General features: G+C 66.6%; 11 protein-coding genes, 1 pseudogene and 1 riboswitch. Of the genes and pseudogenes, 7 read left to right on the top strand and 5 right to left on the bottom strand.

Going from position 1 to position 15,780, the window contains the following annotated elements; genetic code table 11:
• Window positions 1-20: 20 nt before the first annotated feature.
• Window positions 21-977, top strand: coding sequence for a Nudix family hydrolase (locus tag IFT58_RS05640; protein ID WP_192094131.1), 957 nt, complete (start codon window positions 21-23; stop codon window positions 975-977).
• Between the two features lie 152 nt (window positions 978-1,129).
• Here the strand turns inward: IFT58_RS05640 and IFT58_RS05635 are convergent, their stop codons facing one another.
• Complete coding sequence (locus IFT58_RS05635; protein WP_192094130.1) at window positions 1,130-1,705, bottom strand: DUF4124 domain-containing protein; 576 nt, start codon at window positions 1,703-1,705, stop codon at window positions 1,130-1,132.
• Between the two features lie 46 nt (window positions 1,706-1,751).
• Window positions 1,752-2,579, bottom strand: a complete 828-nt coding sequence (gene metF, locus IFT58_RS05630; protein WP_192094129.1) for a methylenetetrahydrofolate reductase [NAD(P)H] — start codon at window positions 2,577-2,579, stop codon at window positions 1,752-1,754.
• A gap of 385 nt (window positions 2,580-2,964) precedes the next feature.
• On the opposite strand from metF, the gene IFT58_RS05625 reads away from it, so the two are divergent.
• From IFT58_RS05625 to ybaK, 3 genes and pseudogenes are all read left to right on the top strand, one after another.
• Window positions 2,965-3,387 carry a hypothetical protein gene (locus tag IFT58_RS05625; RefSeq protein ID WP_192094128.1) on the top strand — a complete coding sequence of 141 codons (423 nt, stop codon included), beginning with the start codon at window positions 2,965-2,967 and terminating at the stop codon, window positions 3,385-3,387.
• A 30-nt stretch (window positions 3,388-3,417) separates the two neighbouring features.
• Complete coding sequence (locus IFT58_RS05620) at window positions 3,418-3,975, top strand: DUF3228 family protein (protein WP_192094127.1); 558 nt, start codon at window positions 3,418-3,420, stop codon at window positions 3,973-3,975.
• Between the two features lie 448 nt (window positions 3,976-4,423).
• Window positions 4,424-4,888 (top strand): annotated as a pseudogene (ybaK, locus tag IFT58_RS05615) (Cys-tRNA(Pro) deacylase); the annotation flags it as partial.
• 140 nt (window positions 4,889-5,028) lie between these two features.
• Here ybaK and ahcY read toward each other — a convergent pair.
• Window positions 5,029-6,474 carry an adenosylhomocysteinase gene (gene ahcY, locus IFT58_RS05610; protein WP_188326091.1) on the bottom strand — a complete coding sequence of 482 codons (1,446 nt, stop codon included), beginning with the start codon at window positions 6,472-6,474 and terminating at the stop codon, window positions 5,029-5,031.
• A 35-nt stretch (window positions 6,475-6,509) separates the two neighbouring features.
• Window positions 6,510-6,584: riboswitch (S-adenosyl-L-homocysteine riboswitch) on the bottom strand.
• A 109-nt stretch (window positions 6,585-6,693) separates the two neighbouring features.
• On the opposite strand from ahcY, the gene IFT58_RS05605 reads away from it, so the two are divergent.
• Window positions 6,694-9,198 carry a prolyl oligopeptidase family serine peptidase gene (locus IFT58_RS05605; protein WP_192094125.1) on the top strand — a complete coding sequence of 835 codons (2,505 nt, stop codon included), beginning with the start codon at window positions 6,694-6,696 and terminating at the stop codon, window positions 9,196-9,198.
• A gap of 159 nt (window positions 9,199-9,357) precedes the next feature.
• A complete protein-coding gene (gene ppc, locus IFT58_RS05600; RefSeq protein WP_192094124.1) occupies window positions 9,358-12,069 on the top strand; it encodes a phosphoenolpyruvate carboxylase in 2,712 nt (903 codons plus the stop codon).
• A 294-nt stretch (window positions 12,070-12,363) separates the two neighbouring features.
• Here ppc and IFT58_RS05595 read toward each other — a convergent pair whose 3' ends face one another.
• Together IFT58_RS05595 and metK are read right to left on the bottom strand one after the other, a co-directional pair.
• A complete protein-coding gene (locus IFT58_RS05595) occupies window positions 12,364-12,870 on the bottom strand; it encodes an acyl-CoA thioesterase (protein ID WP_188326094.1) in 507 nt (168 codons plus the stop codon).
• Window positions 12,871-13,057: 187 nt separating this feature from the next.
• The gene (gene metK, locus IFT58_RS05590) at window positions 13,058-14,269 is read right to left on the bottom strand and encodes a methionine adenosyltransferase (RefSeq protein ID WP_188326095.1); all 1,212 of its coding nucleotides are present in this window, start codon (window positions 14,267-14,269) and stop codon (window positions 13,058-13,060) included.
• Window positions 14,270-14,521: 252 nt separating this feature from the next.
• On the opposite strand from metK, the gene IFT58_RS05585 reads away from it, so the two are divergent.
• Entirely contained in the window at window positions 14,522-15,556 is a 1,035-nt protein-coding gene (locus IFT58_RS05585; protein WP_192094123.1) for a metal-dependent hydrolase, read from the top strand.
• The last annotated feature ends 224 nt before the right edge of the window (window positions 15,557-15,780 follow it).

Genomic DNA, 15,780 nt, shown 5'->3' with positions numbered 1-15,780 from the left:
GTTTTGGGCATGCTGCTTCCATGTCCTCCCCCAAACGATCGATACACGTGGTGGCCGGCGTCATCACCGACGCCCGCGGCCGCGTGCTGCTCAACCGGCGTACTGAACACAGCGATCTGGCCGGTCTGTGGGAATTCCCCGGCGGCAAGCGCGAGCCCGGCGAAACCTCTGAACAGGCGCTTGCCCGCGAACTGCACGAAGAGCTGGGCATCGAAGCGGACATCGGTGAGTGGCTGATGGACGTACCCCAGTGCTACCCGGACAAGGACCTGGTGCTGGAAGTGCGCCATGTACGCAGCTGGAAGGGCACACCGCGCGGTCGTGAAGGCCAGGCCATCACCTGGGTCGCGCCGGACAAACTGGGCCGCTACTCCATGCCGCCGGCCGACCTGCCGGTCGTGGCTGCGCTGCGCGAGCCGGATCGCTATCTGATCACGCCCGCGCCCCTCGAGGATGACATCGACAACGAGCGCTGGCACGAGCAACTGTGGCGCGCTGTCGACGCAGGTCATCAGCGCATCCAGTTGCGGTTGCCAGCCGATCATCCACAGCGTGCGCAGCTGTGCGAGTCCGCCGTGCGTCGTCACCGGGGCGTCAGCCAATGGCTGGTCAACCGGGACATCGAACTGGCCCGTCATCTTGGGACCGGGGTGCACCTTGGCGCAGAGCAGTTGACGGCATTACGCGAGCGCCCCCTGCCTGCCGAACAGCCCGTCGCGGCATCCTGCCATGACCTGCAGCAGCTGCAGGCAGCGCAGTCCCTGGGCTGCGACTTCGTGGTGCTGGGGCCGGTGCAGCCTACCGCCAGCCACCCCGACGCCGCACCGATGGGCTGGGAGCGCTTCGCCGCGCTGCGCGCACAGGTCGCCCTGCCGATCTACGCGCTCGGTGGCCTGGGCGTGCAGGACATCACCACCGCGCGCCGACATGGCGCACAGGGCATCGCCGCGATCCGCGGCCTCTGGCCGACCGACTGACCGTGCCGTGGTAGCGCCGAAGGCAGCGGCAGGAGCCGCTGCCAACGTCGCTTGCGACGGCCCGTAGGGTGCCGGTCAGGACGACCGGCATAGCCACGCTCGGCGAGCGCAGCGGCGCATGCGGCCCCCGCCGAGCCCGGCGCCGCGTTACCTCACAGCGTGATCCAGAAACACCCGTACTGCCGCCGCAGGCCCAGCACGGTGCTCGAGGGCGTTGCCGTACCCGGCAACACCTGGTGCAAACGCAGGCCGATCGGGTTCGCGCGCGGCTGCGCTACATCGCCGGTCGACTCGGCCAGCGGCGTGCCCGGATCGGGTTCGTCCGTCGGATACACCGGCACGATATCGACCAGCGGGCGCCGCGCAATGGATTCCAACTGGCCGAGGATGCGTTGTGCACCGACGTCGGACACCGCGCTCCACAAGTACAGCGTCGAGAGTCGATTGACGTCATTGGCAGCGACCGCACCGCGCAACGCACCAACCAGCTCGCTCAGCCGGCGCGGACAGCTTGCGCCCAGCGTATTGCGCTCCTGCGTGTTCCCTGCTGCCGGCGCGGTGGCCTCGGGTAAGCGTGCACGTGCACCCACGGCCTCACACGGCCGGTCGGTGTAAACGCTCTGCCCCCCTGCGTCGGTGCAGCGGTTGAGGCGCTGCGGTTGCGCATGCGCCGACGGCACGGCGGAAACCAACAGCAGCAGGGGCAGGCAGGCGGCGAAGATGTTCATTGCCTGCAGAGTAGCGGGTCACGGCCTGCCGTGGTGGTGTGCCGCCTCAGCTGCGCAGCAGCTTCAACACCGACGTTGTGGGCTTGGCCAGGTTCAACGTGTAGAAATGCAGGCCCGGCGCGCCGCCGTCCAGCAGGCGCTGGCACAACTGGGCCACCACCTCGGACCCGAACGCCCGGATGGCCGTGCTGTCGTCACCGTAAGCCTGCATCTTGCGGCTGATCCAGCGCGGGATCTCAGCACCGCACTGCTCAGAGAAGCGGCGCAGCTGGCTGAAGTTGGAGATCGGCATGATGCCGGGCACGATCGGTACCGTGACGCCAAGACGGCGTACGGCATCGACGAAGTGGAAGTAGGCGTCGGCGTTGTAGAAGTACTGGGTGATGGCCGCATCGGCGCCCGCATCCACCTTCGCCTTGAAGTGCTTCAGGTCGGTCAGCGCGTCGGCCGCCTGTGGATGCGTTTCCGGATAGGCGCCCACTTCGATGCGGAAAGCGTCGCCGTGCTCGGCGCGGATGAAATCGATCAGCTCGGCCGCATAGCGCAGGTCGCCGGGATGGCCCATGCCGGAGGGCAGGTCGCCGCGCAGGGCGACGATGCGGGTGCAGCCAATGGCGCGGTACAGCTTGAGCAGCTCGCGTATTTCCTGCCGGCTGCCGCCCACGCAGGACAGATGCGGTGCGGACTCGAAACGGTGGTGCTGCTTGAGGTGGCGTACGGTCTCGGAGGTATAGCTCAAGGTGGACCCGCCGGCACCGAACGTACACGACACGTACTCGGGCGCGAAGCTGCGCAGTTTGGCCGCCGTACGGTCCAGCTGGCCGCGCTGTTCGTCGGTCTTGGGAGGATAGAACTCGAAGCTGAGAGAGGTCATGGCGGTAGCGGCAGCGGGCTTGAGTTCATTATATCTCTCCATCGCGATGGATATGCAAGTCATCAAGGTCGGGGCAGCGCGCGGCAGCCGTCTCGTGGCATTGCAGGTTTCCTGATGGACCGGCTCGGGCCCTACTGGGCAGGATGTGCAGGCCGGTGACGTAGAAGCACCGGCCGGGATTGGAGTCCTGCACAGCTAACCCTTTTGCCTCTGTTTTGCCCTCTGGGCACGGCGGAGAATGCATCTCCGCGCCAGCTCTCTGGCGGGCGATGCGTGGGGATCATATCCGCCGGTTTTTTTGGTTAGCTCCCGGTACTCCAACCCGCATCGTCCGCCGCCTCGCGCCCTGGCGCAGGCGGCCTCCACGTTAGCGAGGCTAAACCCCATGACGGATCCCGCTCTCCCTGTTGCGCGCCTGCGTTCGCTGATCGGTGATGACGTGCGCGAACTTGCCACCGAGGTGGCCCAGCACGTTGAACGCCTTCTGGAACGCAACGGCATGCGCGATCCCACGGGCCTGCGCACCGCTGTAGAGCAGGAAAGGCCGCGCACCCCCTTGGACATCGCCAATCATCTGGATGCCTGCATCTTTGAAAGCGGCGGTGATCCCGGAACCTTGGCCGAGGCGTTGCGGGATGTGACCGATCCCGGCGACCTGCGCCGCATCGCACAGGCCTGTGGGCTCTCCTTCGATGTGCTGCAGCGGCAGCTGTCCGGCCGCCGCACGCTGACCTTCAGCACGGTGCTGGGCGCCCTGCGTGCGCTGGGTGTGGAGCTGCGCGTCAGCGTCGGCGCGCCTGTACCCTAGGCCTACGTTTCCCGCCCCGCCGTGCCTGCCATGTCCATCGTCCTGACCGAGTTCGCCCGTCCCCGCCTGTTCCCGCGCAAGCCCCGCGCCAACACCATCCAGGACTGCACGGCCGAGCAGTTCGTGCAGCACCTCAACGGCCACGCACCCTTGACGGTGCTCGAGGGCTACGCGCCGTTCTGCAAACTCTTCGTGTATGAAAACTGGACAAGCACCCGCTGCCTGACCGTGCCCATCACCGCGCAGAACCAGCACCTGCTGCGCAGCGGCTATGAAGCGCGCAATCGTGACGAGTTGCCGGTGCTGGTCCGCTGGTTCGAAGGCGTGGAGTCGCCGGTGGCGAACTATCTGGTGGTGATTCTGTACAGCGCCGAGCAGCTGGCAAAGGAAGGCTCACCGATCGATGCGGAGTGGGGCATCGTCGGCTGCATCTACACCGCCGAGCCGGAAGAAGTGCCGATGGCACCGATCACCATGATGCGCAACGCCCTGGGCGTGGAAGAGGGCGGATCCGGCGTGCCGCTGGACCGCAATGCCTACGCGCGAGCGGTCGCGTTCTGGGACAGCAACGCCAACTGGCGCCCATAACCCGCCGCTGCGCTCGCCGAGCACGGCTCGGCGCTACCAACGATGCGCGCAGGCGGTATGCGTGCGTGCCGATCAGCGGCGCCACCAACGATGCGCGCAGGCGGGATACGTGTCGGCCGATCAGCGGCCCTGGTAGCGCCGAGCCACGCTCGGCGAGCGCCCCGCGCGGTGCTCTGCGCCCTGCTGGTTGGACGTGTAGAGGCCGCCGCTGCGCTCGCCGAGCACGGCTCGGCGCTACCAACGATGCGCGCAGGCGTGATGCATGTGGGCCGATCAGCGGCGCTACCAACGATGCGCGCAGGCGGGAAGCGTGTGGGCCGATCAGCGGCCCTGGTAGCGCCGAGCCACGCTCGGCGAGCGCCCCGCGCGGTGCTCTGCGCCCTGCCGGCTGGCCGTGTAGGAGCCGCCGCTGCGCTCGCCGAGCACGGCTCGGCGCTACCATGGCGCGATGACGCCCGCCATCAACCTGCTCAAGCGCGAAAAGATCGATCACACCGTGCGCAGCTACGTCCATGACACGCACGCGGATTCCTTCGGTCACGAGGCGGTGGAAAAGCTGGGACTGATGCCGGAACAGGTGTTCAAGACGTTGGTGGTCAGTACCGAGGGCCACGAACTGCTGGTCGCCCTCGTGCCCGTGTCCGGGCAGCTTGATCTGAAAGCATTGGCGCACAGCGCAAATTGCCGTAAGTGCGAGCTCGCCCATGTCGACGCCGCGCAGCGCGCGACAGGGTATCTGGTCGGTGGCATCAGTCCGCTGGCGCAGAAGAAGCGGCTGCGCACGTTCATCGATATCAGCGCCGAGTCGCTGGCAACACTGAATGTCAGTGCGGGACGGCGCGGCCTGGAAGTGGAGCTGGCGCCGGGTGATCTGGCGCGGCTCACCCGTGCGATCTTCTGCGCGATCGGACGGTATGCCGAGCGGTGCACGGTGGCAGCGGCTCCTGCCGCTGCCTTTGGCGCTACCGTGTTCGACAGGCACAACGGCAGTCCTCAAACAGAAACGGGCGCCCGAAGGCGCCCGTCCATGGATCATCGCGGTGAACCGCTGGATCAGTAGCGGTAGTGATCCGGCTTGAACGGACCTTCCACCGGCACGCCGATGTAATCGGCCTGTTCCTTGCTCAGCGTGGTCAGCTTCACGCCGATCTTTTCCAGATGCAGACGCGCCACTTCCTCGTCCAGCTTCTTCGGCAGCAGGTACACCTTCTTCTCGTAGCTGTCCTTGTTCGCCCACAGGTCGATCTGCGCGAGCGTCTGGTTGGCGAACGAGTTGGACATCACGAAGCTCGGGTGGCCGGTGGCGCAGCCCAGGTTCACCAGGCGGCCGTCGGCCAGCAGGAAGATCGCGTTGCCATTGTCGAACACGTACTTGTCGACCTGCGGCTTGATGTTGATCTTCTGCACGCCGGCAAGGGCGTTCAGGGCATCGACCTGGATCTCGTTGTCGAAGTGGCCGATGTTGCAGACGATGGCCTGGTCCTTCATCTTGCTCAGGTGCTCGATGCGGATGATGTCCTTGTTGCCGGTGGTGGTGACATAGATGTCGCCACGGCCCAAGGTGGACTCAAGGGTGTTGACCTCGAAGCCTTCCATCGCCGCCTGCAGGGCGCAGATCGGGTCGATCTCGGTAACCACCACGCGCGCGCCGTAGGCACGCAGCGAGGCCGCGCAGCCCTTGCCGACGTCGCCGTAACCGCACACCACGGCCACCTTGCCGGCCAGCATCACGTCCATCGCGCGCTTCAGGCCGTCGGCCAGTGACTCGCGGCAGCCGTACAGGTTGTCGAACTTGCTCTTGGTGACCGAGTCGTTGACGTTGATCGCCGGGATCAGCAGCGTGCCGGCCTGGGCAAGCTGGTACAGACGGTGCACGCCGGTGGTGGTCTCTTCAGAGACACCCTTCCAATCCTGGACGACGCGGCCCCAGTAACCCGGGCGCTCGGTGGCCACGCGCTTGAGCAGGTTCTTGATGACCTGTTCTTCGTGCGATGCCGCCGGCTCGTTCACCCACGTGCTGCCGTTTTCCAGCTCGTAACCCTTGTGGATCAGCAGGGTGACGTCGCCGCCGTCATCGACCACCAGTTCCGGACCGGTCAGCGTGCCATCGGCCAGGGTGAAGGTCAGCGCGTCCAGGGTGCAGTCCCAATACTCTTCCAGCGTCTCGCCCTTCCAGGCGAACACCGGGGTGCCGGTCGCGGCGATCGCAGCGGCCGCATGGTCCTGGGTGGAGAAGATGTTGCACGACGCCCAACGCACGTCCGCGCCGATGTCCTTCAGCGTTTCGATCAGCACGGCGGTCTGGATGGTCATATGCAGCGAGCCGGTCACGCGCACGCCCTTCAGCGGCAGGTCGGCCTGGTGCTTGCGGCGGATCGACATCAGGCCCGGCATCTCGTGCTCGGCGATGTCCAGTTCCTTGCGGCCCCAGTCGGCCAGCGAGATATCGGCAATCTTGTAATCACCTTCGGTGGAGAAGGTCTTGGCAACAGCGTTCATTCATTGCTCCGGTTGTGGACGAGCGGTTGCTCGTATCTAGCCGGGCGCCGTTTTACATTGCCACCCTCCGAGCCTGGCCGGGTTGTCCGGTCGCAGCGCCCCTCGGCAGGGGAAGAGGCCCATTATATCGCGGCCCGGGGGGGCCCCAACCATCGGCAGGGTGTGAACGGCGCGGCGGCTGTTAAGGTCGGGGTTCAACAAGCAACTGAAGGGGTGGACATGAGCAAGCGTGTGCGGCGTTCGGGCCGATGGAAGGGGGCGGTGCTGTCGATGGCGTTGCTGGCGGTCATGCCGACCGCGTGGGCCGCGACCCCGCAGGTGACAACGGCCAGTACCGAGGTCGCCGGCTACCAGCTTCCCTCCGCCGCGTTGCAGGCGGTCGTCGACCAGCCGCGCGCACCCGGCTTGTTCCTGTCGCCGCAGCGTGACCTGGCCGCCATGCTGCAGATGCCGCCGCTGCCCTCCATTGGCGTGGTGGCGCAGCCCGAGCTGAAGCTCGCCGGCCGCCGCATCAATCCGCGCACGTTCTCTGACAGCCGCTTCAGTTACGGTGCGAAGCTGTGGCTGATGGGCATCGGGGACGGCAAGGACCGGCAGATCAGCGGGCTGCCGCCCGTGCTGTCTGTTGCCAGCCTGGCGTGGTCACCGGATCAGAAGTGGCTGGCCTTCAACCAGGTCGATCCGGCGAGTGGCGCCAATGAGCTGTGGCTGGTGGACGTGGCCAATGCCAGTGCACGACGCCTGCGCGGTGACCTGAATACCGTGCTCGGCGATGGCTACCAATGGCTGCCGGACAGTCGCGGCCTGCTGGTGATGAGCCGCCTTGCCAACGCAGGCGCGCCACCGTCCAGCGATGTCGCCCCCACCGGCCCGGCCGTGCAGCAGACCAGTGCGGGCGCCGGTGTGGTGTCCATCCGCACCTATCAGGACCTGCTGAAGAACGAAGCCGACGCCCGGTTGTTCGATTACTACGCCACCAGCCAACCGACCGAGATCGGTCTGGACGGACAGGCAAAGGCGGTGGGCATGGCCGGTGTATACCTCGGCCTGAGCCTGTCGCCTGATGGCGGCTACCTGCTCAGCCAACGTGCGCAGCGGCCCTATTCCTATGTGGTGCCGGTGAGCAGCTTCCCGCGCCGCATCGAGGTGCTCGACCGCGGCGGCAAGCTGGTCCACACCGTCGCCGTGCGGCCGCTGGTGGAGGGCCTGCCGACCGGCAACGACGCCGAGGTGACCGGCGTGCGGGACATCAGTTGGCGCGCGGATGTGCCGGCAACCCTGGTATGGGCCGAGGCGCAGGACGGCGGCGACCCGAACCGCGAGGCGGCGATCCGCGATGCGGTGCTGATGCAGGCCGCACCGTTCGACAAACCGCCGGTGACGCTGGCGCAACTGGGTAGCCGCTATGCCGGCATCACCTGGGCGCGCGGTGACTTGGCCCTGCTCAACGAAGCGTGGTGGAAGACGCGCCGCAGCAAGACCTGGCTGATCGCCCCGGATGAGGCAGCGACCGATCCGAGGCTGCTGTTCGACCGCGATGCACAGGACCGTTACAGCGATCCGGGCAAGCCGGGCACGCTGCGCGATGACAACGGCCGCGCGCTGCTGCAGACCAGCGCCGATGGCAACAGTATTTACTTCTATGGAGCCGGTGCATCGCCGGAAGGCGACCGGCCGTTCCTTGACCGCTATGAGCTGGCCAGCGGCAAGACCACGCGGCTCTTCCATTCGCAGGCGCCGACGTACTCGGTGCCCATCGCCCTGCTGGGTGCTGATGCATCGTCGCTGTTGTTCACCCGCGAGAGCCCGGAGCAGCCCGCGAATTTCTACGTGCAGCCGCTGGGTGACGCTGCCGTTGGCGTGGCACCGCGCGCGCTGACCACCTTCGCCCATCCCTTGCCGGCGCTGCGGGGTGTCAGCAAGGAACAGATCCGCTACAAGCGGAAGGATGGCGTTGACCTCACTGCAACGCTGCTGCTGCCACCGGGATATGACCCCAAGCGCGATGGCCCGCGGCCGCTGCTGATGTGGGCCTACCCGGGCGAGTACAAGAGTGCGGCAGCCGCAAGTCAGGTCACCGGCTCGCCCTATCTGTTCAATGCCATCAGCTACTGGGGTCCGCAGGCGTTCCTTGCGAAGGACTATGTGGTGCTGGCCAGCCCGACCATGCCGATCATCGGCGAGGGCGACAAGGAGCCCAACGATACGTATCTGGAGCAGCTGGTTTCCAACGCACAGGCCGCGGTGGATGAAGTGGTACGGCGCGGCGTTACCGACCGCGACCACATCGCCATCGGCGGGCACTCCTATGGTGCCTTCATGACCGCCAACCTATTGGCCCACAGCCGCCTGTTCAAAGCCGGCATCGCCCGTAGCGGTGCCTACAACCGTACGCTGACACCTTTCGGTTTCCAGGCCGAGGAGCGCAATTACTGGCAGGCGCAGGACACCTATCTGAAGATGTCGCCCTTCAACTACGCGGGCAACATCAAGGACCCGATCCTCTTCATCCACGGCGTGGACGACAACAACTCCGGCACCTTCCCGATGCAGAGCGAGCGCATGTTCGCGGCAGTGAAGGGACTGGGTGGGACCTCGCGGCTGGTGATGCTGCCCAACGAATCGCACGCGTACCGCGCACGCGAGTCGATCATGACCATGCTGGCCGAGAGTGAGCGCTGGCTGGAACAGACCATCGGCAAGGGCGAGCGCATCGGCCGGTGACCGGAGCCGGATGCATCTGACGGCCAGCGGCCGTCACTACCGACGCGGCGGCCGTCTGTATCGAGGCCGCGGCCGTCACCGTTGAAACCAACCGTCGGCACGCAATTGAACTGCGCTACGCTTGGTACAGGCTCCTGGCTTGAGGTTCGTGCGTCGCCGATGAACGAGTTCCGCAGCAGCATCATGTTCGCCACCCCCGATATCCCGCTTCGCGACGATGTGCGCCGGCTTGGCGCCCTTGTGGGCGACCTGCTGGTGGAGCAGGTATCAGAGGCGTTCTTCGACGACGTGGAAAGTGTGCGCACGCGGGCCATTGCCCGCCGCGAGAACGCGTCGCCGCTGTCCGACCTGGCCGACGGCCTGGCGGGCCGCTCGCCGCAGGAGGCCGAGGCGATGGTCCGGGCCTTCAGCACGTACTTCCAGGTGGTCAACATCGCCGAGCGTGTGCATCGCATCCGCCGACGCCGCGATTACCAGCGCGCTGGCACGCACGCCCCGCAGCCCGATGGCCTGCAGGATGCGCTGCAGCACCTGAAATCGCAGGGCGTGACGTTGAACGAGCTGGAACGCTGGCTGCCGCGCATCGACATCGAGCCGGTGTTTACCGCGCATCCCACTGAGGCGGTGCGACGCGCGTTGCTGGAGAAAGAGCAACTGATGGTCGCCAGCCTGGTGGACAACCTGGACGGCCAGCGAACGCCCGGGGAAGCGGCTGCCGACGATGCACGCTTCCGCATGGCGTTGACCGCGTCCTGGCAGACGACCGATTCCTCACCGGTGCGGCCGACCGTGGATGATGAGCGCGAACATGTCGGCTTCTATCTGGTGCAGGTGCTGTACCGCGTGATTCCCGTGCTGTACGAGTCGCTGCAGCAGGCGCTGCGCGACACCTACGGCGAGAATCTGCCGCTGCCACGCCTGCTGCGCTTCGGCACATGGGTGGGCGGCGACATGGATGGCAACCCCAACGTGGATGCCAGCACCATCCGCAACACACTGGATGCGCAGCGCCGCGCGGTGCTGGGCCAGTACCAGAAGGAACTGCTGCAGCTGGCCAGCCTGCTCAGCCAGTCCACCGAGCGGGTGGCGGTGAGTCCTGCATTGAAGGCAAGGCTGGACGACTATCTGCAGCGCCTGCCCGACGTGCAGTCGCGGCCGCGCCATGCCGACATGCCGTACCGCCTGTTGAACGACCGCATGCGCGCTCGCCTGCAGGCGACGCTGGATGATGGCGACGGCGCCTATGCGGGCCCGGGTGAGCTGATCGAGGACCTGCAGCTGATTCTGGACAGCCTGATCGCCAATCGCGGGGAACACGCCGGCGGCTTTGCAGTACAGCGGCTGCTGTGGCGAGTAAAGACGTTCGGCTTCCATCTGGCACGGCTGGATGTACGCCAGGAATCCAGCGTGCATGCACGTGCGCTGGCGTTGTCGCTGGACGGCGAAGACGCCTGGCAGGCCCGCGACGTCGCAGCGCGTGCTGCGCTGCTGGGGCCGTATGCCAGTGGTGACGAGGCGCTGCCGGTCACCGATGAAGAGGGTAACCAACGCCTGGATGCGGTGTTCGCCGCACTCGCTGACGCACGCCAACGCCACGGTGCCGATGCGCTGGGCAGCTACATCATTTCGATGGCGCATGATCGCGGTGACGTGCTGGCCGTGCTGGCGCTGGCCCGCCGCGGCGGATTGGTGGATGAGGAGGGCGCTGTACCCTTGGACATCGCACCACTGTTCGAAACGGTGGACGATCTGCGTCATGGCACCGCGACCCTGCGCGACCTGTTGGCCGATCCGGTCTATCGCGCTCATCTGGCATCGCGTAATGACGTGCAGATGGTAATGCTGGGTTACTCCGACAGCAGCAAGGATGGCGGCATCGCGGCATCGCGCTGGGGCCTGCAGCGCGCCCAGGTGGAACTGCTGGACGTGGCCGCTGAGAACGGCATCGCGCTGACCTTCTTCCATGGCCGCGGTGGTTCGATCAGTCGCGGCGGTGGTAAAACCACGCACGCGGTCGATGCCTCGCCGCGTGGCAGCATCGACGGTCGTCTGCGGGTCACCGAACAGGGCGAAGTAATCCATCGCAAGTACGGCATCCGCGCGCTGGCGGTGCGCTCGCTGGAGCAGGCCACCGGCGCGGTGCTGCGTTCCAGCCTGCGTCCTCGCGCGCCTGAGCCGCGCGAGGAGGCATGGCGGCCGGTGATGGACATGGTGGCCGATGCGAGCAGCACCGCCTACCGTGCGTTCGTCGGACAACCGCGCTTCATGGATTACTTCCGCACCGCGACGCCGATCGATGTGATCGAGCGGATGACACTGGGTTCGCGTCCCTCGCGCCGGTTGGGCCAGGACGCAGCGCTGACCAACCTGCGCGCCATTCCCTGGGTGTTCGCCTGGAGCCAGGCGCGTGCGGTGATCCCGGGCTGGTACGGTGTGGGCACTGGCCTGCAGGCCGCGGTGGATGCCGGCCACGAAGACACGCTGCGGCAGATGGCGCAGGACTGGCCGTTCTTCCGCACCTTCCTGGATGACATCGCGATGGTGCTCTCGAAGGGCGACATCACCATCGCCGAACAGTTCTCACGGCTGTCCGGCGAACTGCACGGCAGCTTCTTCCCGAAGGTGCAGGACGAGTGGGCCCTGACCGAGCGCTGGTTGTTGGCGCTGACCGGCCAGCCGTCACTGCTGGAGCACGACCAGCGGCTGGCGCTGTCGATCCGCCTGCGCAACCCCTACGTGGACCCGATCAGCGTGCTGCAGGTGGATCTGCTGCAGCGCTGGCGGGCCAGCGGCGGCGAAGACGACGACCTGCTGCGCGCGCTGGTGGCGTGTGTCAATGGGGTGTCGCAGGGCGTGCAGAATACCGGCTGACGCTTGGGTGCGCCCAGCCAGCTGAGGTCTGACACAGGCCGCGCTGCGCGCTCGCCGAGCATGGCTCGGCGCTACCGGGTGGGCCGCGTCCGTGCGTCTGTAGCGCCGAGCCACGCTCGGCGGAATCTGTCCGGCACGGTGGTGTGTGGCACAGGCCGCGCTGCGCGCTCGCCGAGCATGGCTCGGCGCTACCAGGTGGGCCGCTTCCGTGCGTCCGTAGCGCCTAGCCACGCTCGGCGGAATCTGTCCGGCACGGTGGTGTGTGGCACACGCCGCGCACGGGTCAGCGTTACCTCATCCTTCCGGCGCAGGCGGGTTCGATGCAAGCAGTTCCAGATGCCGCTGTTCCATCTCTTGCCGCAACTGGCGACGCAGCAGTGCGGCGGCGTGGCGGCGCTTCTCGTCGGAGGAGGTCGGCTGCAACGCAGGCACGGCCGTGGGGCGGCCTTCCTCATCCACTGCCACCATGGTGAAGAAGCAGCTGTTCGCGTGGCGCACGCTCCGCTTGAGGATGTCCTCGGCCACGACCTTGACGCCGATCTCCATCGACGAGGTGCCGGTGTAGTTCACCGACGCCAGGAACGTGACCAGCTCGCCCACGGCGATAGGCTGGCGGAACATCACCTGATCCACCGACAGAGTGACCACGTAATGACCGGCGAAGCGGCTCGCGCAGGCATAGGCCACCTGGTCGAGCAGGCGCAGCACGGCACCGCCATGGACCTTGCCGGAGAAATTGGCCATGTCCGGTGTCATCAACACCGTCATGGTGAGCTGGTGGGATTTGAGTTCGGTCGACATGTGGCCATCTTCGCATGGGGCGGCAAGCCAGTGCCCTGGTAGAGCCGACTTCAGTCGGCTGCGGGGCCTTGATGGAAAACGCCAGCCGACTGAAGTCGGCTCTACCCGCAACCTACGCGGGCGTTCGATTGGCGAAAAAAAAAGGGCCGCTTGCGCGGCCCTTCGGGTAGTACGTGTTGTGTTCCGCTTACTTCAGCTTCGCATCCGCGCGCAGGGCGGCGGCGCGGTCGGTCTTCTCCCAGGAGAAGGCCGTGGCATTGACGGTGTCGCCGGTGCCATTGATGTAGCTGAACTCCTTCGGCTTGCGGCCGAAGTGGCCGTAGGCCGCGGTCTGCTGGTACATCGGGTGGATCAGGTCGAGCATCTTGATGATGCCGTACGGGCGCAGGTCGAAATGCTTGCGGATCAGCTTTTCGATCTGCTCGTCCGGAATCTTGCCGGTGCCGAAGGTGGTGACCGAGATCGAGGTCGGCTCGGCCACGCCGATGGCGTAGGAGACCTGCACTTCGCAACGATCAGCCAGGCCGGCCGCCACGACGTTCTTGGCGACGTAGCGGGCCGCATAAGCCGCCGAACGGTCGACCTTGGACGGATCCTTGCCCGAGAACGCGCCGCCGCCGTGACGGGCCCAGCCGCCGTAGGTGTCGACGATGATCTTGCGGCCGGTCAGGCCGCAGTCGCCCACCGGGCCGCCGATCTCGAACTTGCCGGTCGGGTTGATGTGGAACTTGGTGCCCTTGTGCAGCCACTTGGCCGGCAGCACTGGCTTGATGATCTCTTCGCGGACGGCCTCGATCAGGTCCTTCTGCTTGATGCCCGGGGCGTGCTGGGTGGACAGCACGATGGCATCGATGGCCGAAACCTGGCCGTCTTCGTAGCGCAGGGTGACCTGGCTCTTGGCGTCCGGACGCAGCCACGACAGCGGCGAATTCTTCTTCTTGCGGATCTTCGCCTGCTGCTCGACCAGACGGTGCGACAGGTGGATCGCCGCCGGCATGTAGCTGTCGGTTTCGTTGGTAGCGTAGCCGAACATCAGGCCCTGATCGCCCGCACCCATCTCTTCGGGCTTCTTGCGGTCAACGCCCTGCGCGATGTGCGGGGACTGCTTGCCGATCAGGTTCAGCACGCCACAGGTGGCGCCGTCGAAGCCGACGTCGGAGCTGTTGTAGCCGATATCCAGGATGACCTGGCGGGTCAGGGCTTCGAGGTCGATCCACGCGCTGGTGGTGATCTCGCCGGCCACGATGGCCACGCCGGTCTTGACCATGGTTTCGCAGGCCACGCGGGCGCGCTGGTCTTTGGCCAGGATCGCATCCAGAACCGCATCGGAGATCTGGTCGGCGATCTTGTCCGGATGGCCTTCGGAGACCGATTCGGATGTGAACAGGTAGCTGGACATCAGGCGTTATATCCCTTGATTCGGATGGAAAGATGGGCGCGAATGATACACGGCGCGCGTCGCACGTGCATTGTGGACTGCAACGGGTTGCCCGTGGTTAAGGTGTTGTGCCCGGATGTGAGGGTAGCGGGGAACGATGACCGGCGCGTGGTAGCGCGGCGGCATGCTCGGCGGCTTGGGTAGCGCCGAGCCACGCTCGGCGAGCGCAGCGGCAACAGTCCACACGCAGCGCGCGGCTGCTAGCATCGGCCGATGGACTCCCTTACCCAGATCGTACTTGGCGGCGCCGTAGCCGCTGTCATCGCCCCGGCCGGCCACCGTCGCGCTGCGTTGCTGGCCGGCGCCGCGCTGGGCACGCTGCCGGATCTCGACGCCTTGTGGCTGGGCTTCATGGCGGCCGACCCGGTCGCGGTGATGACCGAGCACCGCAGCTTCAGCCACTCGCTGCTGGTGCTGCCGTGGGTCGCCGCCGTGCTGTGGTGGTTGTTCAAACGGTTCGGCAACGGACGCGTGGCGCAGGCGCCGGTGCGCTGGTTCTGGGCGATGCAGCTGGCGCTGGTCACCCATCCGCTGCTGGACGCGATGACGGTCTATGGCACGCAGCTGTGGTGGCCGCTGCAGCCCTCGCCGGCCATGGGCTCGAACATCTTCATCATCGATCCGCTGTACACGGTGTGGTTGCTGCTGGGCTGTGTGTTGGCGTGGTTCGGCCGAAGCCGGCCGTGGGCGGGCAGGGCACTGGCGGTCGCGCTGGTGGTCAGCAGCGGCTATCTGGGCTGGAGCCTGTTGGCCAAGGCACAGGTCGACCGCGCCGCGCAGCAGAGCTTGGCGTCGATGGGGCTGGGGGACGCCCCGCGGTTCTCCGTGCCGATGCCGTTCAACACGCTGCTGTGGCGGGTGGTGGCGATGACGCCGAGCGGGTATGTGGTGGCGGACCGTTCGCTGGTGGCCGATGAGGGGCCGATGCACTTTGAAGGTTTCGCCTCCAACGTACAGGCGCTGCGGCAAGCCGGTGATATCCCGTCGGTGAAGCGCCTGACCTGGTTCAATCGTGGCTTCATGCGTGCGCAGGTGGTCGATGGGCGTCTGGTGTTGAGTGACCTGCGGATGGGCCTGGAACCGGATTACACGTTCAACTTCGCAGTGGCCGAACAGCGCGACGGGCAATGGCGCGGCATCGTGCCGGAGCAGCTGCGCAGTGATTACAGCAGTCCCGAAGCGCGCGCCGACGTCAGTCGCCGGTTGGGCGAGATGTGGGACCGCATCTGGCACGAACCCGTACGGTAGCGCCGAGCCATGCTCGGCGGGATCTGTCCGGCGTGATGGTGTCTGACGCAGGCCGCGCTGTGCGCTCGCCGAGCACGGCTCGGCGCTACCACGGCAGATCGCGTGCGTAAGGGGTAGTGCCGAGCCATGCTCGGCGGAATCTGTTCGGCGTGATGGTGCCTGACGCAGGCCGCGCTGCGCGCTCGCCGAGCATGGCTCGGCGCTACCAGGGCAGATCGCGTGCG

The sequence above is a fragment of the Stenotrophomonas sp. CFBP 13718 genome, assembly GCF_014842145.1.
Lineage (GTDB): Bacteria > Pseudomonadota > Gammaproteobacteria > Xanthomonadales > Xanthomonadaceae > Stenotrophomonas.
Note: the sequence above shows the minus strand (reverse complement) of the source record. Positions and strands in the feature narration are given on the sequence as shown.

Bases quoted from the DNA above. Each gene is read 5' to 3' on its own strand.
- IFT58_RS05640 (WP_192094131.1), top strand. From the start codon at position 21: ATGTCCTCCCCCAAACGATCGATACACGTGGTGGCCGGCGTCATCACC.
- IFT58_RS05635 (WP_192094130.1), bottom strand. From the start codon at position 1,705: ATGAACATCTTCGCCGCCTGCCTGCCCCTGCTGCTGTTGGTTTCCGCC.
- metF (WP_192094129.1), bottom strand. From the start codon at position 2,579: ATGACCTCTCTCAGCTTCGAGTTCTATCCTCCCAAGACCGACGAACAG.
- IFT58_RS05625 (WP_192094128.1), top strand. From the start codon at position 2,965: ATGACGGATCCCGCTCTCCCTGTTGCGCGCCTGCGTTCGCTGATCGGT.
- IFT58_RS05620 (WP_192094127.1), top strand. From the start codon at position 3,418: ATGTCCATCGTCCTGACCGAGTTCGCCCGTCCCCGCCTGTTCCCGCGC.
- ahcY (WP_188326091.1), bottom strand. From the start codon at position 6,474: ATGAACGCTGTTGCCAAGACCTTCTCCACCGAAGGTGATTACAAGATT.
- IFT58_RS05605 (WP_192094125.1), top strand. From the start codon at position 6,694: ATGAGCAAGCGTGTGCGGCGTTCGGGCCGATGGAAGGGGGCGGTGCTG.
- ppc (WP_192094124.1), top strand. From the start codon at position 9,358: ATGAACGAGTTCCGCAGCAGCATCATGTTCGCCACCCCCGATATCCCG.
- IFT58_RS05595 (WP_188326094.1), bottom strand. From the start codon at position 12,870: ATGTCGACCGAACTCAAATCCCACCAGCTCACCATGACGGTGTTGATG.
- metK (WP_188326095.1), bottom strand. From the start codon at position 14,269: ATGTCCAGCTACCTGTTCACATCCGAATCGGTCTCCGAAGGCCATCCG.
- IFT58_RS05585 (WP_192094123.1), top strand. From the start codon at position 14,522: ATGGACTCCCTTACCCAGATCGTACTTGGCGGCGCCGTAGCCGCTGTC.